At 64.9% G+C, this 21,387-nt stretch carries 15 protein-coding genes; 9 read left to right on the plus strand and 6 right to left on the minus strand.

Annotated features, from left to right (window positions below; translation table 11 throughout):
• Window positions 1-87: 87 nt before the first annotated feature.
• A complete protein-coding gene (locus tag LB552_RS06615) occupies window positions 88-975 on the plus strand; it encodes a LysR family transcriptional regulator (RefSeq protein ID WP_224603013.1) in 888 nt (295 codons plus the stop codon).
• A 342-nt stretch (window positions 976-1,317) separates the two neighbouring features.
• On the opposite strand, the gene LB552_RS06620 is transcribed toward LB552_RS06615, so the two are convergent.
• The 4 genes from LB552_RS06620 to LB552_RS06635 all read right to left on the minus strand — a co-directional run bounded on the left by LB552_RS06620 (window position 1,318) and on the right by LB552_RS06635 (window position 8,701).
• The gene (locus LB552_RS06620) at window positions 1,318-2,574 is read right to left on the minus strand and encodes an Hsp70 family protein (RefSeq protein ID WP_224603015.1); all 1,257 of its coding nucleotides are present in this window, start codon (window positions 2,572-2,574) and stop codon (window positions 1,318-1,320) included.
• A 201-nt stretch (window positions 2,575-2,775) separates the two neighbouring features.
• Window positions 2,776-3,564 (minus strand): TIGR02186 family protein, encoded by a 789-nt coding sequence (locus tag LB552_RS06625; protein WP_224603017.1) that lies wholly within the window; start codon window positions 3,562-3,564, stop codon window positions 2,776-2,778.
• Window positions 3,564-4,487 carry a sulfite exporter TauE/SafE family protein gene (locus tag LB552_RS06630; RefSeq protein ID WP_224603019.1) on the minus strand — a complete coding sequence of 308 codons (924 nt, stop codon included), beginning with the start codon at window positions 4,485-4,487 and terminating at the stop codon, window positions 3,564-3,566. The genes LB552_RS06625 and LB552_RS06630 overlap by 1 nt, the downstream gene beginning before the upstream one ends.
• A 191-nt stretch (window positions 4,488-4,678) precedes the next feature.
• The gene (locus tag LB552_RS06635; protein WP_224603020.1) at window positions 4,679-8,701 is read right to left on the minus strand and encodes an SEL1-like repeat protein; all 4,023 of its coding nucleotides are present in this window, start codon (window positions 8,699-8,701) and stop codon (window positions 4,679-4,681) included.
• Between the two features lie 449 nt (window positions 8,702-9,150).
• Between LB552_RS06635 and LB552_RS06640 the strand changes: the two genes are divergently transcribed.
• The 7 genes from LB552_RS06640 to LB552_RS06670 all read left to right on the plus strand — a co-directional run bounded on the left by LB552_RS06640 (window position 9,151) and on the right by LB552_RS06670 (window position 18,115).
• Window positions 9,151-9,615 carry a MerR family transcriptional regulator gene (locus LB552_RS06640; RefSeq protein WP_095766190.1) on the plus strand — a complete coding sequence of 155 codons (465 nt, stop codon included), beginning with the start codon at window positions 9,151-9,153 and terminating at the stop codon, window positions 9,613-9,615.
• A 235-nt stretch (window positions 9,616-9,850) separates the two neighbouring features.
• Window positions 9,851-11,647 (plus strand): acyl-CoA dehydrogenase, encoded by a 1,797-nt coding sequence (locus LB552_RS06645; protein ID WP_224603022.1) that lies wholly within the window; start codon window positions 9,851-9,853, stop codon window positions 11,645-11,647.
• 53 nt (window positions 11,648-11,700) lie between these two features.
• Window positions 11,701-12,873 carry an acyl-CoA dehydrogenase family protein gene (locus LB552_RS06650; protein WP_224603024.1) on the plus strand — a complete coding sequence of 391 codons (1,173 nt, stop codon included), beginning with the start codon at window positions 11,701-11,703 and terminating at the stop codon, window positions 12,871-12,873.
• Between the two features lie 33 nt (window positions 12,874-12,906).
• The gene (locus LB552_RS06655; protein ID WP_224603026.1) at window positions 12,907-14,115 is read left to right on the plus strand and encodes an acetyl-CoA C-acetyltransferase; all 1,209 of its coding nucleotides are present in this window, start codon (window positions 12,907-12,909) and stop codon (window positions 14,113-14,115) included.
• A 12-nt stretch (window positions 14,116-14,127) separates the two neighbouring features.
• Window positions 14,128-16,347, plus strand: coding sequence for a 3-hydroxyacyl-CoA dehydrogenase NAD-binding domain-containing protein (locus tag LB552_RS06660; protein WP_224603028.1), 2,220 nt, complete (start codon window positions 14,128-14,130; stop codon window positions 16,345-16,347).
• 229 nt (window positions 16,348-16,576) lie between these two features.
• Window positions 16,577-17,218, plus strand: coding sequence for a helix-turn-helix transcriptional regulator (locus tag LB552_RS06665; RefSeq protein WP_224603030.1), 642 nt, complete (start codon window positions 16,577-16,579; stop codon window positions 17,216-17,218).
• Window positions 17,219-17,230: 12 nt separating this feature from the next.
• A complete protein-coding gene (locus tag LB552_RS06670) occupies window positions 17,231-18,115 on the plus strand; it encodes a thermonuclease family protein (RefSeq protein WP_411965609.1) in 885 nt (294 codons plus the stop codon).
• Here LB552_RS06670 and LB552_RS06675 read toward each other — a convergent pair.
• Window positions 18,078-19,727, minus strand: a complete 1,650-nt coding sequence (locus LB552_RS06675) for a lysine--tRNA ligase (protein WP_224603034.1) — start codon at window positions 19,725-19,727, stop codon at window positions 18,078-18,080. The genes LB552_RS06670 and LB552_RS06675 overlap by 38 nt on opposite strands.
• Window positions 19,728-19,941: 214 nt before the next feature.
• On the opposite strand from LB552_RS06675, the gene LB552_RS06680 reads away from it, so the two are divergent.
• Window positions 19,942-20,355 carry a tellurite resistance TerB family protein gene (locus LB552_RS06680; RefSeq protein ID WP_140845694.1) on the plus strand — a complete coding sequence of 138 codons (414 nt, stop codon included), beginning with the start codon at window positions 19,942-19,944 and terminating at the stop codon, window positions 20,353-20,355.
• 77 nt (window positions 20,356-20,432) lie between these two features.
• Here LB552_RS06680 and LB552_RS06685 read toward each other — a convergent pair whose 3' ends face one another.
• Window positions 20,433-21,284: a transporter substrate-binding domain-containing protein gene (locus tag LB552_RS06685; protein ID WP_411965611.1), complete on the minus strand. Its 852-nt coding sequence runs from the start codon at window positions 21,282-21,284 to the stop codon at window positions 20,433-20,435.
• Between the last annotated feature and the right edge of the window lie 103 nt (window positions 21,285-21,387).

Here is a 21,387-nt window from a genome sequence, read left to right on the forward strand (position 1 = left end):
CTTCCAATAAAAACTTAGAACAAAGCTATTGATGCGTCTAACAAGCAGCTCTTGTAATTCCGATCGATTTTGCTTCTTAGTTAGCCTATGACTCTCGATCAGTTGCGCATCTTCGTCGCCGTCGCCGAGCACGGCCATATGACCAAGGCCGCCGAGCGGCTCGGCATCTCGCAGTCGGCGGCGTCGGCAGCCATTCGCTCGCTAGAAAGCCAGCACGGCGTGCGCCTGTTCAACCGGGTCGGCCGCAACATCGAGCTGGCGCAGACCGGCCACCGCTTCCTGCCGGAGGCGAAGGCGGTTCTGGACCGCGCCGCCGCGGCCCGCGGCGTGCTGGAGGATGTCTCGCAGACCGTCGCCGGCAGCCTGTCGATCGCGGCCAGCCAGACCATAGCCAGCTATTGGCTGCCGCGCCGCCTGGCGTCCTTCCACGAGGCCTATCCTGCCGTGAAGCTCAGCGTGACAATCGGCAACACCCGGCAGGTCGAGACCAATGTGCTGGACGGCCGCGCCGATTTCGGACTGGTCGAGGGCCGCACCGAATCCGACATCCTGCGCCGCGCCACGGTCGACGAGGATCGCCCGATGCTGGTGGTGGCGCGCTCGCATCCCGAAATTCCGACGACGCGGGCAGGAAACCTCGACATCAGGGCATTGCGCTGGATCATCCGGGAAGGCGGGTCGGGCACGCGCGAGGCGCTGGAGGATTTCGCGCTCAGCCAAGGGGTCCCGCCGGCGGAGCTCCAGATTTTCCTCGTCCTGCCAAGCAACGAGGCGGTGCGCCAGGCCGTCGAGGCTGGCGCGGGGGCGACGATCATCTCGGAACTGGTGGTCGCGCGCTCCCTGGCGGAAGGCAGCCTCAGGGCCGTGCCGGTCGAATTGCCGAAGCGCGACTTCGCCATGATCACCCACCGCGACCGCCAGGCGAGCCTCGCGCAGATGGCGCTGAAGGCGCATTTAGGCGGAAAGGTCAGCTGAGCCCAGGCCGCACCCGGACTATGTTCTTGGGATGCTAATCATCGCGAATGTTCGCGATTGTCCGAGGCCTCCGAACGTCGTCATCCACGGGCGGAGCGACGCGAAGCGGAGCGTGGACCCGAGAATCCATTCCATGACCTTCGACGTGGAGTGCAGCGGAGCAGAAATTCTGCACCGCAGCGGCGCTTATACGTCACGGAATGGATCCTCGGGTCTGCGCCGCGTCGCTTCGCTCCTTGCTCCGCCCGTGGATGACGACGTCACGGGCGTTTCGACCAACCTTCCGGGCATGCCGTCGCTACCCGATGGACGGACCCCCGCAGCTACGTTGCGGCAAAACGCTCACGCATATTTGCGCTGTGCGTCGAGCGCGAGTCCCAGGCCGACCGAGCCGAACATGTCGCCTTCGATGACGGCGGCCTGCGGCACCAGCGACAGGATCTGCCGCTTGGCCAGCGGGATGGCGGTCGAACCGCCTGTGAGGAATACGGCGGTGATGGCCGAGGCGGCAACGCCGGCGTCGGCGATCGTCTGTTGGACCGTCGCGGCCACGCGTTCGATGTCGCCGCTGATCGTTTCCTCGAGGCCGGCGCGCGTGATCTCGGCCGCGAAGCGCGCCCCGGGCAGCGAGACCTTCACCTCCGCCGAAGACTGGTCGGTCAGCGCGATCTTCGCCCTTTCGACCAAGCCCGCCATCGCATGGCCATAGCGATGCTCGACAATGTGGATGAAGCGGTCGACGAGGTCGGCCCGCTCGGCCTCGTAGCGGATCTGTCGCAGGTCGTTCATGGCCTTGGCCGTGTAGACGAGATTTATGCGCTGCCAGGTGGCGAGGTCGATGAAATACGCGGCCGGCAGGTTGCGCTTGTGGTCCTTGGTCCGCGTCAGATAGCCGAGCTCGGGCATGACATGGGCGATGCTGAGCAGCCGGTCGAAATCGGTGCCGCCGATGTGGATGCCGCGATTGGCTAGTATGTCGGCCTTGCGGTCGCTCGAGCGGGCGCGCTCCGGCGAGACCCGCACGATCGAGAAGTCGGAGGTGCCGCCGCCCATGTCGACGATCAGCGCCAGCTCCTCGCGGGAAACCTTCTGCTCGTAATCGAGCGCCGCCGCGATCGGCTCGAACTGGAAGGCGATGTGCTTGAAGCCTTGCGCGCGCGCCGCCTTTTCCAGTTCGCCCTGCGCCTTCGCATCGGCGGCCGCGTCGTCGTCGACGAACTGCACGGGCCGGCCCAGCACGACGTTGTCGACCGGGCCGCCGGCGTCTTCTTCCAGCCGCTTCTTGAGATGATCGATGAACAGCCCGACGATGTCGATGAAGCCGATCTGGCGTGCCTTGATGCGCGTCTTCTCGTTGGCAAGCGAGCTGCCAAGCACGCTCTTCAGCGAGCGCATCAGCCGGCCTTCGATGCTGTCGGTGTAGTCGCTGATCGCACGGCGGCCGAAATAGGTGTAGCCGTCCTCAAAGTTGAAGAACACGGCGCTCGGCAAGGTGGGTTGCTCGCCCTCCAGCGCCACCAGCCGCGCCTGGCCGTCGCGGATCACGCCCACGGTGGAATTGGACGTGCCGAAATCGATGCCGCCGAATGCCGATCGCATCGCAGCCTCCTGTCGTTGCCTTGGGGCAGGGTTTGTCAACGACGCGAGACGCGCCGTCGTCTGGAAAGCCGAACCGCTCTGCCGAAAATCGAGATGTGTGTGCTTGTCCCTAGGGCTGGGAGGCGGCGATGTATCGCAAAACCAGGAAAAGGGAAACCCTGTTTCACGGGAAAATGGGTCTTCCCATTGTTTCCGCGAGCATCAATCCTTGCGGAAGATGAGCCGGCCCAGCCAGCCGGTCAGCATGGCGAGCGATATGGCGAACACGCCATAGAGGAAGGAATAGTCATGCGCGACGCGGAAGACCGATTGCTCGAAGCCGGATTTGCGGATTTCGAGCTGGGCCGAGCTTTCCTTGACGAACATGCCGCTCTTGAACAGGAACGCGCGGGCCTTGTGGGTGCCGACCGGCACGTTCGGTGCCAGCCGCACGGTGGCGCGAAACAGGTTCTGCGACAGGAACTGCACGCCGCCGACATTCTCGCTGTAGAGGCCCGTCGCCGCCTTGCGGTCGCGGAGCGCGGCGGTGAATTCCTCGATCGTCGCCGGGCTGTCGGTCTCGTCGGCGGGCTTCATGTAGAGGTTCTGCGCGCCGAGCGAGAGCTGCTTGTATTTGGCAGGCTCGGCGATGTCCTGCAGCGGCCGCGTCGTCGCAACGGAATAGGAAACCGGCACATTCTCGAATGTCTCGGAGTCCAGATTGATCCAGACGCCGAGCACGCGGTCCTTGCGCCGGACCACGACCGGCCTCGGCGGCCCTTCGAGCACGACGATCACGTCGTAACGCCCCTGGCGGGCGATCAGCGGGTCGGGATTTTCCAGCGATCCGAAGATGGTGAGGTCGGCGCCGGAGAAGCCCGCCGTGATGGAAATGGCGTCGGTCGACAGGCCGATCTGGATGCTTTCGGCGGGCGGCGTCTGCGCCGTCGCCGGGGAAAGGGCAAAGAGCATCGACAACGAGACGGCTGCAAATGCTCGTCGTGCCGCCATCAGTTGAGGCCCGCGGCGGTAAGCGAATAGAGATTGGGCGGCGTCACGAAGAGATCGACGGCAAGGCGTATGGCGACGGCCAGCACCAGCATCGCCAAAAGCGCGCGCAATTGCTCGCCGCGCAGCCGCTGGCCGGCCTTGGCGCCATATTGCGCGCCGGCGACGCCGCCGGCCATCAGCAGGAAGGCCAGGATCACGTCGACCGTCTGGTTGGTCGTGGCATGCACCAGCGTCGTATAGGCCGAGGTGAAGATGATCTGGAACAGCGAGGTGCCGATGACGACATTGGTCGGCACCTTGAGCAGGTAGATCAGCGCCGGCACCATGATGAAGCCGCCGCCGACGCCCATGATCGACGACAGGAAACCGATCCCGGCGCCGAGCCCGAGCACCGGGATAACGCTGACGAACAGCTTCGAGGCGCGGAAGCGCATCTTGAACGGCAACCGGTGGATCCAGTTGTGCTGTCCGGATTTCTTGAGCACGGGTGCGGCGCCGCTGCGGCTGGCGCGCAGCGCGTTGACGCTTTCGAACAGCATCAGCCCGCCGACCGTGCCGAGCAGCACGACATAGAGCAGCGAGATGAACAGGTCCAACTGGCCAAGCCGGCGCAAGAGCGCAAAGACGAAGATACCCGCCGTCGAGCCGACGATGCCGCCGGCCAGAAGCACGCCGCCCAGCTTGAAGTCGAGCGTGCCGCGCTTGAAATGCGAAAGCGCGCCGGAGAAGGAGGAGGCGATGACCTGGTTGGCGCCCGTGGCGACGGCGATCGCCGGCGGAATGTTGTAGAAAATCAGAAGCGGCGTGATCAGGAAGCCGCCGCCGACCCCGAACATGCCCGACAGGAAACCCACCGCGGCGCCCATCGCGAGCAGCACGAAGATGTTGACGGAAATTTCCGCGATCGGGAGATAGATGCCCACCCGTCTGTCTCGATCAGTTTGTCTGCCGGCGCACAGTGCCGTCCCCGGACAGTAAAGCACCGAAAAGCCAATTTTTTCTTGCGCCGGGGGGGGGGGGGTATAACGCCCGCCGCCGCGCCGAAACAAAAACCATCTCAATCAGTTAACAGGCAAATGTGTGGCAGGGCGTCGCATATGCGACGCGTCCGCCGTTATTTGTGCGCCAAGAGCGCCTTGACGAGCGGCGCGTCGATCTCGCCCGTCGGCTTCATCTTGTTGTCGGTCTGGAAGGCCATGATGGCGGTCTTGGTCTTGCCGCCCATCACGCCGTCGGCGCCCCCGGCATCATAGCCGTTCTTGTTGAGGATCAGCTGGATGTTCTTCACCGCCTTCTTCATATCGATGCCGGCGGTCGTCTGCGGAGTGCTGTCCTGCCAGGACTCCGGAACGTCGACCGAGTTGGCGGCCGCGTTGAGCGGCTTGGCCTTCCACAATTCCGTGGCGGCGCGCGCCCGCTCGAGCTGTTCGGGCCTGAGCGCATTGGCGATCTCGTCGCGCTTGGCCGCAGCGTCCTTGTCGCCGGTCTTGGCGACGAGCGCGAACCACTTGTAGGATTCCTCCAGGTTCTGTTTCATGCCGACGCCCTTGGCGGCCAGGATGCCGAGGTTGAACTGGCTGTCTTTGACGCCGAGGTCGGCGGCTTCCTGGAACCAGTGCGTCGCCGATTCATTGTCGGTCACGCCGTCCGCCGCCATGGCGAACAGCACCGCCAGATTGTGCATGGCGCTGGCATTGCCCTGTTCGGCGGCGAGCTGATAGTAGGTCTTGGCCTTCTTGATGTCGCGCGCGACGCCGATGCCTTTTTCGTAGAAATTGCCGATGCGGTATTCGGCCGGCGCGAAGCCGAGCTCGGCCGACTGCTCGTACCATTTGGCGGCCGCCTTCATGTCTTCCTTCACGCCGCGCGATTCCGCATAGCGGGAGCCGATCTCGAACAGCGCCTTGGCGTCGCCGCCGGCGGCCGCGTCGTGCAGCGCCACCGGACCGATTTCGGAAGGGATATCGAATTTGGCCGCGGCTGCCTGGCTCCCGGCCGGCGGCACGGCGCCTGTCGTGTCGACGGAAGTGGCCGTCGGTGTGCTGGCGGCGGCGCCCTCGGCTGCCGGACTGGCCGTCATGGGGTCCTTGGCCATCGGCTGCGTGTCGCCATCCGTATCCGCCGCGGAGACGGCTGCGGCGGCGGGTTCGGGCGGCGTTGCCGAAGCCATGGGAGCCGGCACCGGCGCGGCAGGCGCAGCAAGCGCCACTGGCGCGGGCGCCGGTTCGGCGGGCATGGCTGCGGCATTTTCGGGACTGGAAGACGTAGAAGCGGCGAGTGCCGCGTCCTTGACGGGCTCGGCCTGCCTGACGGGCCGGGCCGGACCGCTTTCGTCCTGTGCTGTTTCCGTGTCGACCGTCTGCGGAGAGACGACCGGTGCGGGCTGGTTGTTGGCCGTCTCGACCGGATCTGACAAAAAGGCCTTGCCCAGCTGCAGGCCGGCCAGCGCCATCATGATCGCGGCCGCCGCCATCAGGATCGGCTTGCGCCGCGCCTTGAGCAGGTCGCCTATCCTCAGCGCCTTCACCGGGCCGGTCAGGGTCGATTGCCGCTTCAGCGTGTCGGCTTCCGCGGCTGCGGCCTGGGCCGCGCGGCGGGCCGCGGCGATGAAATCGGACTTGGCGGCATCGCTCTCGTTGCGCTTGACCGGCTGGCCGCCGCGCTCGTCGCGCACGCGTTTCATGATAGCGTTGAGGTCCGGCGCGCCGGAACCGGGCTCCAACGGCCGGTTGGCGGCCTTGGGGTCGAGCGGCTCGTCGATGTCGACGCTTGGCACGTCACCGACCGGCGCAGAGCCGGCAAGCGGCTGCGTGTCCGCATCTTTCTTGCCCTTGAAAGCGCGCGCCAGGCCGCTGAACATCGATCTCCTGCGGCCGGCCGTCTCGCTCTTGTCGCCGATCGCATCCGGCCCGAGGGCCGCCATGGCTGCTGCTGCCGCGGCCTCGGCAGGCGTGCGCGGCGCGTCTGGCTCATCGCGCATGATCGCAGCCGCACGGCCTTCGAGACCGGCCATGTCCCCCGTGAGCGGCAGCGGCTGGTCGATATCCATCGAAGGCGCGTCCTGCACCGCGATCTTACCGCCGCGGCCGCCGCGCTTGCCGGCCGGCTGCGGATCCACCAGTTCGCTGACCGCTTCGCTGGTCTCGTCCGATTCGAGCGAGCCGAGCCTGTCGACGATCTTGAGCAGCGTATCGTGGATCGCCTCGAATGTGCGCGAGTTGCGTTCGTCGGAGCGGCGGGTGAGCGCTTCGAGCGTCTTCAGGTCCTGGGCGAGGCCGGCAACGGCGGTCGCGTTGCTCTGGGCCGTGCTGGACGTCGAGTCGGCAAGCGATCTGACGGCGCTCTCAGCCGCCTCGCGCGCCACGGTCAGGATGGAATCGCGCGTGCCCGCCAGCGACTTCTCGATCTCGTTGAGGCGCGGGCTGATGTCCTCGAATTCGGGCAGCGGCGTGCCGGGCTTGGAAAGATGCTCCGACAGGCCGGCGACCTGCGCCTCCAGGCTGCGGATCAGCGCCGGATCGATGCCCGCGACCTGCTGCGCGGACATTTCCAGCCGGCTGGAAATATCCTCGAGCCGGCTCTCCAGCCCGCGGATCGCCGCGTCGTTGGCGGGATCCGGCGTGCGTGTCTCGATGCGCTTGGCCAAAGCGGTGAAGCGGGCGTCGATCACCTCCATGATGCCAGCGCTCTCATCCTGGCGCATGCGCTGGTCGAGCCGGTCCGCGACCTCGTCCAGCCGACGCTCTAGATCGCGAAACAGCATATTGCCCTGTTCCATCGCATCGCCCTGGCGGCGCTCGATTAACATGGACAGTGCCTCGAAGCGCTGTTCCAGGCCTTGGAAGATATGATCGGCGTCGGGCATGGCCTGCGCGCGGTCCATCTTGTCGGTGATCAAGGCGATCTGCTTACCGAGCCGCTCCATGGCCTGCTCGGGCAGGTCTGCCCTGCCGGCCAACTGATCCACACGGCTGGTAAGAAGGTTGAGGTGATCAATGACTTCCGCGCCGGGCCGCGACTGCGCAACCTCTTCGATCTGCGCCGCCAGCGAAGCCATGCGCTTCTCGATCCGGCCGAAGGTCTCGGGGTCGAAGGCATTGGCCTGCGCGGCCACCGTCGAGGCGACGATGGCGCGGGAAATCTCGTCCAGCCGCTCGTCGATCATGGCCAGCGTCTCGCCGCCGCGCATAGTCTGCTGGCTGGCGAAACGGTCGACCGCGCCGGCAAGCGTGCGCACCTTTTCCTCCAGCGAGCGCAGCGAAAGCGATTCCGGCAGGTTGTTGACGGCGCTGCTGATCTGTTCGAGCCGGTCGGTCAGCACCGAAAGGCTCGGGCCTTCCGCGCGCTTGCGCTGATCGGCGTCGACGCGGTCTTCGAAGGCGCTCCAGCGGCGGTCGAAATCGTCCCAGCGGCGGTCGACCTTCTGCACGCTTTCCTCGCGTGCCAGCGTGTCCAGCGCGCCCTTCACCTGTTCCAGTTCCAGCCGCAGCAGGTTGACGCTGCGGTCGTCGCTCTTTTCGGCCAGTGTCTGGATGGCGCCCGAAAGCCGCTCGAATTCGAGGCCGAGCTCGGCGCTGCTCTTATCCGGCAGGCCGTTGGCGCCGCGCTGCATGGCGCGGTCGATGTCCTGGCGAAACGCCTCGAATTCGCGCTGCAGGCCGGCGGTCATCTGGTGGCGCAATTCCTCGCGCAGCCCGCGCAATTCGACGGCGATCTTGCCGACCATGGCGACGCTGTCTTCCTGGCCGCGCACCCGGTCGATGTCACGCGCGATCGCCTGATAGCCCTGGTCGAAGGCGGGCGCGGCGGGCGCCGGACTTTGCGGCGCGCGCGGTTGCGGCCGCTGATACTGTGAGCCAGGATTCTGCGCCGCCGGGTTCTGCTGCGGCCGGTCCAAGGGTCTTTGCGCGGCATAGGTGTCTTCGTACCAGCGCGGCTGGCCGTAAGGCTGCGTGCTTGGATAACGCGGCTCGACTGGCGGCCGCCGCAGGTCGGGGCGATCGGGCATGTCGGCGCGCGTGCGGTCCAGCCGCTGCTCCAGGGTTTCGAGCGAGCGGTTCAGTTCTTCGAGCGAGGCGTGCGGCCGGCGTTGCCTGCCGGCATTGAGTGTATCGAGATAGGACCGCTTGCTGTTCATCGATGCGCCCGTGTTCAGAATGGCCGGCCGGAGGCCGGTCTCCCATTAGCCTGTCGGAAACGAAGCGAGCCGAGCGGTTTTGCTGCGGAGGAAGACGGGCTTCCCGGGTTTTCACCCACGCTTCGAAAACCGTGAAAAATTCTCTACAGGATAAACACGGGTGACCGACATGCGCACATTTCGCCCAACGTGGTAAACAAGGCGTTAACCAAGCTTAAGAAGCCGCGCACAATCGTGAGCCGCCTGACTGGTGCGGCATAAAGCTCCGTTTTGACAACGCCCTTGCGTCACCTTGCGGCTGTCGATATAGGATTGACGTAAACGTAAAAGGTGCGAACCGTGCCTCTTGCGATTGACTTGTTGCAACCACGATTGGAAGCACGCCCCCGCTTCCACTCAGGCGACGCTTGGTCCGCGACCGCGACGCCGCCAGGGGAAAGCCAGTGACCATGAAACTTGTTTCGCCCGGCGAAGCCGCGGCCAATACCAATGAGATCCCGGTCGAAGCCGGCGAGGAATTCGTCCGCATCGGCGAGATGGCCAAGAAATACGGTGTGACGCTGCGCACGCTGCGTTTCTATGAAGACAAGGGCCTGCTCAATCCGCATCGCGACGGCTCGACCCGTCTCTATACGCGCCGCGACAAGGCTCGCCTGAAGCTGATCCTGCTCGGCCGCAAGGTGGGGTTCTCGCTGCGCGACGTCAAGCAGATGATGGATCTCTACGATCCGACCGGCACCAACACCAGGCAGTTGCGGCTGGCCCTCGACAAGTCGGAGAAGCAACTCGCCCGCCTGCAGAAGCAGCGTGCGCTGATCGACGACGCCATCGGCGAGTTGAGCAACTCGATGTCCGTCGTGCGCCAGATGCTCGTCGAGCGCACCGCGGCGCCGCAGGCAAGCGCCGCCGGGTGAACGCACGCGTTCAACGGCGACAATCCGAAAACTGAAAGCCGCGTGGCCATAGCCGCGCGGCTTTTTTGTCGCCAGGATGCCTGACCACTCACAAAATTTTTGACTGCGACGAAGTTGACGTTTACGCAAACGTCAATATTTGCTATCGGGGCATCGACATTGGCCCCGGCCTCCTGTCCAGGATGTGGACAGGCGACTTGCTGGTCGGGCCGGGACCGTAAGGGCGGAGGAAGGCATGACGATCTACAGGGCGCCGATCCAGGACACGCTGTTCGTGCTCAACGATGTGCTTGGCTATCAGCGCTATTCCAATCTTCCGGGCTTCTCGGATGCGACGCCCGACGTGCTCGAGGCGATCCTCGCCGAGGGTGCCAAGCTGGCCGAAAACGTCATGCATCCGCTGAACCGCGTCGGCGACATGGAAGGCTGCGTGCGCCATGACGACGGCTCGGTAACGACGCCGAAGGGTTTCAAGGACGCCTACGACCAGTATCGCGAAGGCGGCTGGATGGGGCTTGCGGCACCCGTCGAGTTCGGCGGCCAAGGCCTGCCCTACACGGTGCACCAGGCTGTTTCCGAATATATGGTTTCCGCCAACATGGCGCTGATGATGTATCCCGGCCTGACGCAAGGCGCGATCGCGGCGATCGTCACCCACGGCACGGAGGAGCAGAAGGCGACATGGCTGCCCAGGCTGATCGAGGGCACCTGGACCGGTACCATGAACCTGACCGAGCCGCATTGCGGCACCGACCTTGGCCTGCTGCGCACCAAGGCCGTTCCCAACGGCGACGGCAGCTACAGAATCTCCGGCCAGAAGATCTTCATCTCCGCCGGCGAGCACGACATGGCGGACAACATCGTCCACCTGGTGCTTGCCCGCGCCGAAGGCGCGCCGGAAGGCGTCAAGGGCATCTCGCTGTTCATTGTGCCGAAATTCAAGCTCGATGCCTCGGGCAATCCCGGTGAGAGGAACACCGTCTCCTGCGGCTCGATCGAGGAGAAGATGGGCATCCATGGCAACTCGACCTGCGTCATGAATTATGACGAGGCGGAGGGCACGCTGCTCGGCGAATTGAACGGCGGCTTGAAGGCCATGTTCACGATGATGAACGAGGCCCGACTCGGCGTCGGCCTGCAGGGGCTTTCGGTCTCCGAGATCGCCTACCAGAACGCCGTCTCCTACGCCAAGGACCGCCTGCAAGGCCGCTCGCTGTCGGGCGCCAAGGCGCCGGACAAGAAGGCCGACCCGATCATCGTTCATCCCGACATCCGCCGCTCGCTGATGACCATGAAGGCCTTCAACGAGGCCGGCCGCGCGCTGGCCTTGTGGACGGCGATCAAGTCCGACGTCGCGCACCGTTCCGGCGACGACAAGGACCGCCAGGCGGCCGACGACTACACCGGCCTGATGACCCCGGTGGTCAAGGGCGTGCTCACCGACAAGGGTTTCGACCACGCGGTCATGGCGCAGCAGGTGTTCGGCGGCCACGGCTACATCGAAGAACACGGCATGAGCCAGTTCGTGCGCGACGCCCGCATCGCCATGATCTATGAAGGCGCCAACGGCATCCAGGCGCTCGACCTCGTCGGCCGCAAGCTGGCGCAGAATGGCGGTCGCGCCGTGCAGGCCTTCTTCAAGGAAGTCGGCGAGTTCTGCGAGGAAAACCGCGCCGACGAGAAGATGGCGCCCTTCACCAAGGCGCTGAAGAAGGGCCTCAACGACCTGCAGGCGGCCACCATGTGGCTGGTGCAGAACGCCATGGCCAAGCCCGACAATGCCGGTGCGGCCTCGAGCGACTACATGCATCTCTTCGGCCTGGTGGCGCTGGGCTACATGTGGGCGCAAATGGCGAAATCCGCTGAGGCGAAGCTCGCGGACGGCGCCAACGGTGCTGGCGCGTTCTACGACGCCAAGCTCACGACCGCGCGCTTCTTCATGGAGCGCGTCATGCCGGAAACGGCGGCGCGTCTCGCCCGCATATCGAGTGGCGCGGACACGCTGATGGCGCTGCCGGCGGAAGCGTTCTAGGTTCGGCGGGCCGGGCACCGCCGGCCCACAAGTGTCGGAACGCGGAGGAAATCGTGGCGACAAATCCAGCCGAAATTCTTGGTCTTCCAAAGCCCGCCTGGGCGGCGGACGAGGTCGGCATGCTCTACGATATGGCATCGCGCTTCATGGCCGAGGAGATCGCGCCGCGTTACGACGAGTTCGAGAAGAACGAGATGTTCGACCGCGAGAGCTGGCTGAAGGCGGGAGCGGCCGGCCTGCTCTGCGCTTCCATGCCGGAGCAATACGGCGGCTCGGGCGGCACCTTCGCGCATGAGAGCGCCATCATCGAGGCGATCGGCCATGTCGGCGTCGACGGCTTCGGCATCGGCCTGCACAATTCGATCGTAGCGCCCTACATCCTGCATTACGGTTCCGAAGAGCAGAAACAGAAATGGTTGCCCAAGCTCGCGACCGGCGAGCTGATCGGCGCCATCGCCATGACGGAGCCCGGCGCCGGCTCCGATCTGCAGGGCGTCAAGACCCGCGCCGAGAAGGACGGCAACCATTACAAGATCAGCGGCTCGAAGACCTTCATCACCAATGGCCAGCTCGCCAACCTGATCATCGTCGTCACCAAGACAGATCCGGACAAGGGCGCCAAGGGCACGTCGCTGATCGTCGTCGAGACCGATGAGGTGGTGGGCTTCGAGCGCGGCCGCAACCTCGACAAGATCGGGCTGAAGTCGAACGACACGTCCGAGCTGTTCTTCAACGACGTGCGCGTGCCGACCTCCAACCTGCTTGGCGACGAGGAAGGCAAGGGCTTCGTCCAGCTGATGCAGCAATTGCCGCAGGAGCGGCTGCAGATCGGCACCGGGGCGATCGCCATGATCGAGCGGGCGCTGGCGCTCACCATCGACTACGTCAAGGAACGCAAGGCCTTCGGCAAGGCGGTCATCGAGTTCCAGAACACCCAGTTCAAGCTGGCCGAATTGAAGACCGAGGCCACGATCGGCCGCGTCTTCTACAATGACTGCGTCGCCCGCCATATCGACGGCGGCCTCGATCCGGTGACCGCCTCGATGGCCAAATACTGGCTCAGCGATCTGCAGGGCAAAGTCGTCGACGAATGCCTTCAACTGCACGGCGGCTATGGCTACATGAATGAATATCCGATCGCCCGCATGTACCGCGACGCCCGCGTCCAGCGCATCTACGGCGGCACCAACGAAATCATGAAATTGCTGATCGGGCGCTCTCTGTGAGCGCGGCGGCCGGCAAAGCCAAGGAGCACGAAAATGACTGAGGCTTACGTCTATGACGCCGTGCGCACGCCGCGCGGCAGGGGCAAGAAGGATGGCTCGCTGCACGAGGTGCCGGCGGTGCGGCTCGCCGCCAGGACGCTCGAGGCGCTGCGCGACCGCAACGGGCTCGACACCGGCAATGTCGACGACATCATCTTCGGCTGTGTCGATCCGGTCGGCGAGGCGGGCTCCGTCATTCCGCGTGCAGCCGCCTTCGAGGCCGGCTATGCGACCTCGGCGCCCGGCATGCAGATATCGCGCTTCTGCGCCTCGGGTCTCGACGCCGTCAATTTCGGCGCCGCCAAGATCGCGCAAGGAGCGGACGAGATCGTCATCGCCGGCGGCGTCGAATCCATGTCCCGCGTCGGCATGGGCATGTCCGGCGGCGCCTGGTTCATGGACCCTTCCGTCGGCCTGCCCGGCTGGTTCGTGCCGCAGGGCATCTCGGCCGACCTGATCGCCACCAAATACGGGTTTTCCCGCGACGACGTCGACGCCTACGCCGTCGAGAGCCAGAAGCGCGCCGCCAAGGCCTGGGGCGAGGGCCGTTTCAAGAATTCGGTGATCCCGATCAAGGACCAGAATGGTCTCACCATCCTCGACCATGACGAGCACATGCGGCCTACGACCGACATGCAGTCGCTAGCCTCGCTCAACCCGTCCTTCGTCATGCCCGGCGAGATGGGCGGCTTCGACGCGGTCGCCGTGCAGAAGCATCCCGAGGTCGAGGAGGTCAACCACGTCCACCATGCCGGCAATTCCTCGGGCATCGTCGACGGCGCCGCCGCCGTGCTGCTCGGTTCCAAGAAGGCCGGCAAGGCGATGGGACTGAAGCCGCGCGCGCGCATCCGCGCCTTCGCCAATATCGGCTCGGAACCGGTGCTGATGCTGACCGGTCCGGTCGACGTCACCGAGAAGCTCCTGAAGCGCGCCAAGATGAAGCAGTCGGACATCGACCTGTTCGAGCTCAACGAGGCCTTCGCCTCCGTCGTGCTGCGCTACATGCAGGCCTTCGACATCCCGCACGACCAGATCAACGTCAATGGCGGCGCGATCGCCATGGGCCATCCGCTCGGCGCCACCGGCGCAATGATCCTGGGCACGGTGCTGGACGAGCTGGAGCGCCGCGACCTCAACACCGCGCTGGTCACGCTCTGCATCGGCGCCGGCATGGGCACCGCAACCATCATCGAACGCGTCTGAGGGAGAGAGACGATGAGCTACACCAATTTCACCCTCGACGTGGACGCCGACGGCATAGCGCTGATCACCTGGGACATGCCGGACCGTTCGATGAACGTCTTCACCGAGGAGGTGATGCGCGAGCTGAACGCCATAGTCGATCATGTGGCCGGCGATGCCGCCATCAAGGGCGCGGTCATCACCTCCGGCAAGGACTCTTTCTCCGGCGGCGCCGATATCACCATGCTGCAGAAGATGCTGGCGACCTTTGCCGTCGACAAGGAGAAGGACCTCGACAAGGCGACCAAGGCGCTGTTCGACAATGCCGGCTATATGACCGGCCTGTTCCGCAAGATCGAGACCTGCGGCAAGCCGTTTGTGTCGGCGATCAACGGCACCTGCATGGGCGGCGCTTTCGAGATGTCGCTCGCCTGCCATGGCCGCATCGCCGCCGATTCCGACAAGGTGAAGATGGCGCTGCCCGAAGTGAAGATCGGCATCTTCCCCGGTGCCGGCGGCACCCAGCGCGTGCCGCGGCTGACCGACCAGCAGCAGGCGCTGCAGATGCTGACCACCGGGCAGAACCTGACGCCGCAAAAGGCGAAGGCGATGGGCCTGATCCACGAGATCGCCGAGCCTTCGAAACTGGTCGAGACCGCCAAGGCGATGATCCGGAACGGCCTGAAGCCGGTCGCGCCGTGGGACGAGAAGGGCTTCAAGCTGCCGGGCGGTCCGATCTATTCGGCGGCCGGCGCCAATCTCTGGCCGCCGGCGATCGCCATCCTGCGTCGCGAAACCTATGGCAACTATCCAGCCGCGGCCGCGATCCTGAAATGCGTCTATGAAGGCCTGCTGGTGCCGTTCGACACGGCGCTTAGGATCGAGCAGCGCTATTTCACCGAGATCATGCAGTCGAAGGAAGCTGCGGCCATGATCCGCTCGCTGTTCGTCTCGCTGCAGGAACTGAACAAGGGCGCACGCCGGCCGACCGGCGTGCCGGAGACCAAGTTCAAGAAGATCGGCATTCTCGGCGCCGGCTTCATGGGCGCCGGCATCGCCTATGTCACCGCACGAGCCGGCATTCCCGTGGTGCTGCTCGACCGCGATCTGCCGTCGGCCGAGAAGGGCAAGGCGCATTCCGACGGCCTGATGGCCGATCAGGTCAAGAAGGGCCGTGCCAAACCCGAGGACAAGGACAAGCTTTTGTCGCTGATCACCCCGACGGCGGACTATGCCGACCTTGCCGGCTGCGATCTGGTCGTCGAGGCGGTCTTCGAGGATTCGAGCGTCAAGAAGGAAGCCACGGAGAAGGCCGAAGCGGTGCTGAAATCGTCGGCGATCTTCGCTTCCAACACGTCCACCATCCCGATCACGGCGCTGGCGAAGAATTCGGCGCGGCCGAAGAACTTCATCGGCATCCACTTCTTCTCGCCGGTCGACAAGATGATGCTGGTCGAGATCATCCTCGGCAAGAAGACGGGCGACAAGGCCTTGGCCGTCGCCTTCGACTTCGTGCGCGCCATCAAGAAGACGCCGATCGTCGTCAACGATACGCGCGGCTTCTACGTCAACCGCTGCGTGCTGCGCTACATGTCGGAAGCCTATAAGATGCTGATCGAAGGTGTGCCTGCACCGATGATCGAGAACGCCGCCAAGGCTGCCGGCATGCCGGTCGGCCCGCTGGCGCTGACCGACGAGACGGCCGTCGACCTCGCCCAGAAGATCATGAAGCAGACCATCAGGGATCTGGGCGACAAGGCCGTCGATCCCAAGCAGATGGCGCTGATCAACACCATGGTCGACACGCATGGCCGCTTCGGCCGCAAGAACGGCAAGGGTTTCTACGACTATCCGGCAAAGCCCGCCAAGAAGAAGCTGTGGCCGGGCCTGAAGGATCTCTATCCGCAGCTGAAGCCCGAAAAGGTCGATTATGAGGAGCTGAAGCAGCGCCTCTTGGTGACCATCGCGCTGGAAGCGGCGCGGGTGATGGAAGAAGGCATCGTTACCGATCCGCGCGAGGCGGACGTCGGCTCGATCCTCGCTTTCGGCTTCGCTCCCTTTACCGGCGGCGCGCTATCCTACATCGACGGCATCGGCGCCAAGCGTTTCGTCAAGATCGCCAAGGGGCTGCAGAAGAAGTATGGCGCCGAGTTCAAGGCGCCGAAGCTTCTGCTCGACATGGCCGAGAAGGGCGAGACCTTCTACGAGCGCTTCGACCCTTACCGGAAGGGCGAGGTCCGAGAGGCGGCCTGATCAACCCAAGATGTATGTCTGGGGGCGAATGGCCCGCACCATGGCCACGGCGTCGAGCCGTGGCCCCTACAGGGTCGGCGACGAAGGCCGGCTCGATTAGTGTGCGGAACCACGCACATCTGTGCCTGCGTATCACTTTCCATCCCGGTCCGCCGCTACCGGTAGACAATGGTGTGGTCGCGCGCTAGACAGGCTTGAGGCATTTTTTCCTGTTTGAAGGAGAGCGCGCGTGCTCTCACACGACCGCGTATGGGCCGCCATTGACGCTCTCGCCGAGCGCTATTCGCTATCGGCTTCCGGTCTTGCCCGGCGCGCGGGCCTCGATTCGACGGCCTTCAACAAGTCGAAGCGCCTGTCGTCCGATGGCCGGCCGCGCTGGCCCTCGACCGAATCGCTGGCCAAGATCATCGAGGCCACCGGCGCGTCGCTCGAGGAATTCACCGGACTGGTCGAAGGGCGCGGCGAAGTCTCCATAGCCCAACAGCGCAGCGCCGTCCCGTTGCTTGGTTTCGCCCAGGCCGGCGCGGGAGGCTTCTTCGACGATGCCGGCTATCCGGCGGGGCAGGGCTGGGATCTGGTCGAGCTGCCGGCGCGGGCGACCGAGACGTCCTACGCGCTGCAGGTGCAGGGCGATTCCATGTTGCCGCTCTACCGCAATGGCGATGTTCTGATCGTGGAACCGGGCGCGCCGACGCGCAAGGGCGATCGTGTCGTCGTCAAGACCACCGCCGGCGAGGTAATGGCCAAGGTGCTCGACCGGCAAACGGTGAAATCGATCGTGCTGGTTTCGCTCAACCCCGCCCATCCGGACCGTGACATTCCGACGCGCGATATCGAATGGATGGCGCGCATCGTCTGGGCGAGCCAGTAGGGCCCCGGGCCGGTGCGGCTTCTTCAAACAGCCCTGGCGGTTCTGGCAATTCCCGTGATGGCGGCTCTCGTTGTTGCCGGCGGACAGACGGTCAAGGGTCACGAAAGCGCCGTCACGGTCGATCAGATCGATCCCATTGCCGATGCCCTTCCAACCGGCGGCGACACCCCTTCCGCTTCTGATGCCGCGCAAGAGCCGGCCACTGCGGCCATTACAGCGCCGGCCGCTCCGCAGCCACCGAAGCCCGCCGCTCATTCGAGGGCCATCGATCCCGACGTCGTGGCGCCGCCGGACCTGTCTGACCAGGAACTCGAACGCGTGGAACCGCGCGCGCCGCTCAGTGATCTGGCGCTGGCCGGGCCGCCCAAGCCGCCCAAAACGAAGATGCCAGGCGACTGGAACGGCACAAAATTGTTCCAGCCGGTCGCCACCGCCGCCGGGCTCATCGAGTCGAAGGGCTACGCGGTCGCCGTGTCCGGCGTGGACGTCGTCAAAGCCGACGAAACCTGTAGCGACGCGGGCAAGAGCTGGGCCTGCGGCACGCGCGCCAGAACAGCCTTCCGCGCCTTCCTGCGTGGCCGTGCGGTCGCCTGCACGGTGCCGCCGGACGGCGGCCGCGACATCATTACCGCCGAATGCCATATCGGCAACCAGGACATCGGCCAGTGGTTGGTCGAGAATGGCTGGGCGCGCGCGGCGCAAGGCGGTCCCTATGTCGAGGCCGGGGACAAGGCCCGCGCCGCAAGGAAAGGTATTTTCGGCCCGGCGCCAAAACTTGACGGTCTGCCGGCGCTGCCGGCCGCGTCAGGGCCGGCGCCGGTCGCGCCGGATTCGATGCTGCCGGCCGATGGCGGCGCGGTTACGCCGCCAGTTGACCAGCCAGCGCCCGCTCAATGAGCGCGCGCGTCTCGGCGATGCCGTAAAGCGCCGCGAAGGAACCGAAGCGCGGCCCGCGTTCCTGGCCGATCAGCACCTGATAGATCATCTGGAAGAAGGCGACCGACACGCCGGGTCCGCCTTCCGGGCTCTGCTTGGAATGATCCTGGTAGCGCTCGATCTTGCGCGCGACATTGAGCGCGGCGTTCTGGATCGCTTCGCCGTCGGCGCCCTGCGGCAGCGCGCCGAGCGCGTCGGAGAGCTTGGCCAGCGCCTCGCGCTCCACCTCGTCGGCGGCGCGGTAGACCTTGGTCGGCTTCACGAAGTCGTCGAAATAGCGGATCGCGTAGCCGGTCAGGCGGTCGAGCTCCGGATGCGTCTTCGGCGTCACGCCCGGCGCATGCCGCGAGATGAAGCCCCACAGCACCGCTTTGTCATGCGCATTGGAGGCGCTGACCAGGTTGAGCAGCAGCGCGAAAGGCACCGGCAGGTCGATGGCCGGCGGGCTGCCGTCATGCATGTGCCAGACCGGATTGCCGAGCCGCTCCTTCCAGTCCTGGCGCGGATAGGCGCCAAGGAATGCGTAATACTCGTCCACCGCCTTCGGGATGACGTCGAAATAGAGCTTCTTCGCCTGCCGCGGCCGCTGATACATGTAGAGGCCGAGGCTCTCCGTCGGCGCGTAGGTCAGCCATTCGTCGATGGTCAGGCCGTTGCCCTTCGACTTCGAGATCTTCTGGCCTTCCTCGTCGAGGAACAGCTCGTAGACGAAATGCTCCGGCGCGCGTCCGCCGAGGATGTTGCAGATGCGGTCGTAGATCGCCGCGTTGGTCTGGTGGTCCTTGCCGAACATCTCGAAATCGACGCCGAGCGCCGCCCAGCGCATGCCGAAATCCGGCTTCCACTGCAGCTTCACACGGCCGCCGGTGACAGGCAGCGTCGTCTCGGTGCCTTCGTCGTCGAAGGTGATGGTGCCGGCCTTGGCGTCGACATTTGTCATCGGCACGTAGAGCACGCGGCCGCTCTTCGGCGAGATCGGCAGGAACGGGCTGTAGGTCGCCTGGCGCTCCGGCCCGAGCGTCGGCAGCATCACGCCCATGATCTCGTCATAGCGTTCGGCGGCGCGCCGCAGCACCTCGTCGAAACGGCCGGCCTTGTAGTACTGCGTTGCGCTGGCGAATTCGTAGTCGAAGCCGAACGTGTCGAGAAAGCGGCACAGCATCGCATTATTGTGGTCGGCGAAGCTCGCATAGTCGCCGCCGAACGGATTGGGCACCGAGGTAAGCGGCATATGCAGATAGGGCTCAAGCGCGGCGCGGTCCGGCACGCTCTCCGGGATCTTGCGCATGCCGTCCATGTCGTCGGAGAAGCACAGAAGCTTGGTCTTGACCTTATCTTGCGTCAGCACCCGGAAGGCATGCCGCACCATGGTCGTGCGCGCCACCTCGCCGAAGGTGCCGATATGCGGCAGGCCGGACGGGCCATAGCCGGTCTCGAACAGGACGGTCTCGGGAAAGTCCTTGCCCTTGTAGCGGGCGATGACTTTTTTCGCTTCCTCGAACGGCCAGGCCTTGCTCTCGGCCGCCGCGGCAAGCATCTCGGGAGTGAGATCGATGATGTTTGATCCCGTCATGTCAAAGTTCCAGTCATGGCCGTCTTCGCGGCGGATAAGGTTTTGTCGACCGGTCTCTAGGCGTGACAGGCTGGAGCGTCAACGATTTGCGGCGCTTTTCCTTGCGACGCCGCGATAGCGCTCCTACGTTCGGGCCCATCATCCAGTGCATGTCATCCAAAAGTGTGTCACGGTTTTGGAAAGATGACATGCGCGCCGCCTTCAGGAGTTTTGAATGCCTTCATTGACGCCGCACGAAGCCCTGATCCACCTGATGGTCATCACATCCGCCTCCGATCGCGACATGACCGATGTCGAGCTGCAGCGGATCGGCGACGTCGTCCGCTCCTGGCCGGTGTTCGTCGACTTCAACCAGGACAGGCTGGTTGCAGTGGCGCAGGCGTGTCAGAAGGCGCTGCATGAGAAGGACGGGCTGGAAGGCGTGCTGGCGCGCGTCGCCGAGGCGCTGCCGGAGCGGCTGCGCGACACCGCTTATGCGGCTGCTTTCGAGGTTGCCGCCGTCGATCTCGAAATGCGCATGGAGGAAGTGCGCGTCCTCCAGCTCATCCGCCTCAAGCTCGACCTCGACACGCTGACCGTCGCCGCGATCGCCCGCGCGGCCAAGGCGCGCTTGCGCTCGCTGACATGAAGCAATCCAGGAAAAGTCTGAGCGGTTAGGCTCGGCGACTTCGCCGCGCCTTCTGTTCGGAATTGCTGAATAACCGGTTAGAAAAAACTCACCGGGAAATAGCGCAGGTAAAACTCGGCGAAGGTGCCCTTGATCGAGATTTCCTGCAGCGCGTAGTCGAAGGCGGCGGCAAGCGCTGTGTCGTTCTTGCGGGTGGCGATCGCCATGCCCGAGCCCAGATATTCCGGCGCCAGATACGGACCGCCGGCGAAGCGGCAGCAGCCGGCGGCGTCCGAGCCGCCCAGCCAGAAAGCAAAGCGCATGCCATCGCCGAAGGCGGCGTCGACCTTGCCGGCCTTGAGGTCGGCATAGAGGTCTTCCGGCGTGTCGAAGGTCACCACCTGCACGGTGTTGAAGTAGTCCCGCAGCATTTTCTCATGCGCCGAGCCGGCGACGACGCCGACCCGCTTGCTTCGCAGCTTGTCGAGGATCGGCTCGGCGAAGGCCTTCGCCTTGGGCATGATGAAGCGAGCCGGGAATTGCATGTAGGAGCGCGAGAAGGCGTATTTCTCTCGGCTGTCCGGTGTCGCGGCGATGCCGGCGATGATCGCCTCGCCTTCGCCTTTCTGGAGAGCATCGTCCAGTTCGTTCCACGGCAAAGCCTGGACCTGGCACTTTTCGGCGACGCCCAGTTCCGCGCAGATCGCCCGCGCCAGATCGATGTGGAAACCCGACAGGCGGCCGGCGCCGTCGAGGAAGTTGAACGGCGGAAAATCGGTGGTGGTGAGGAATCTGAGCCGCGGCAGCGCGGAGAGATCGGGTTTCGGCAGCCGTTCCTTGGCGTCCCACAGCACCGGCACCTGCGGCTCCGCCGCCTGAGTCGGTCCGGCAAGGGGCAGCGCGCCGGTCAGTGCCGATATCAGGGCCAGAAAAATCCACCGCAATTTCACGATAAGGCTCCGCCCAGACAGCTTTCTTGGCTTTTCGTATGAAAAGGGGGGCAGGCACAACGGTTTTTGATTTCAAGCCGCCAAATTGAGCGTATGCTTTAGC

The organism is Mesorhizobium sp. CA7 (genome assembly GCF_020165015.1).
Classification (GTDB): domain Bacteria; phylum Pseudomonadota; class Alphaproteobacteria; order Rhizobiales; family Rhizobiaceae; genus Mesorhizobium.

Bases quoted from the DNA above. Each gene is read 5' to 3' on its own strand.
- LB552_RS06615 (WP_224603013.1), top strand. From the start codon at position 88: ATGACTCTCGATCAGTTGCGCATCTTCGTCGCCGTCGCCGAGCACGGC.
- LB552_RS06620 (WP_224603015.1), bottom strand. From the start codon at position 2,574: ATGCGATCGGCATTCGGCGGCATCGATTTCGGCACGTCCAATTCCACC.
- LB552_RS06625 (WP_224603017.1), bottom strand. From the start codon at position 3,564: ATGGCGGCACGACGAGCATTTGCAGCCGTCTCGTTGTCGATGCTCTTT.
- LB552_RS06635 (WP_224603020.1), bottom strand. From the start codon at position 8,701: ATGAACAGCAAGCGGTCCTATCTCGATACACTCAATGCCGGCAGGCAA.
- LB552_RS06640 (WP_095766190.1), top strand. From the start codon at position 9,151: ATGAAACTTGTTTCGCCCGGCGAAGCCGCGGCCAATACCAATGAGATC.
- LB552_RS06645 (WP_224603022.1), top strand. From the start codon at position 9,851: ATGACGATCTACAGGGCGCCGATCCAGGACACGCTGTTCGTGCTCAAC.
- LB552_RS06655 (WP_224603026.1), top strand. From the start codon at position 12,907: ATGACTGAGGCTTACGTCTATGACGCCGTGCGCACGCCGCGCGGCAGG.
- LB552_RS06660 (WP_224603028.1), top strand. From the start codon at position 14,128: ATGAGCTACACCAATTTCACCCTCGACGTGGACGCCGACGGCATAGCG.
- LB552_RS06675 (WP_224603034.1), bottom strand. From the start codon at position 19,727: ATGACGGGATCAAACATCATCGATCTCACTCCCGAGATGCTTGCCGCG.
- LB552_RS06680 (WP_140845694.1), top strand. From the start codon at position 19,942: ATGCCTTCATTGACGCCGCACGAAGCCCTGATCCACCTGATGGTCATC.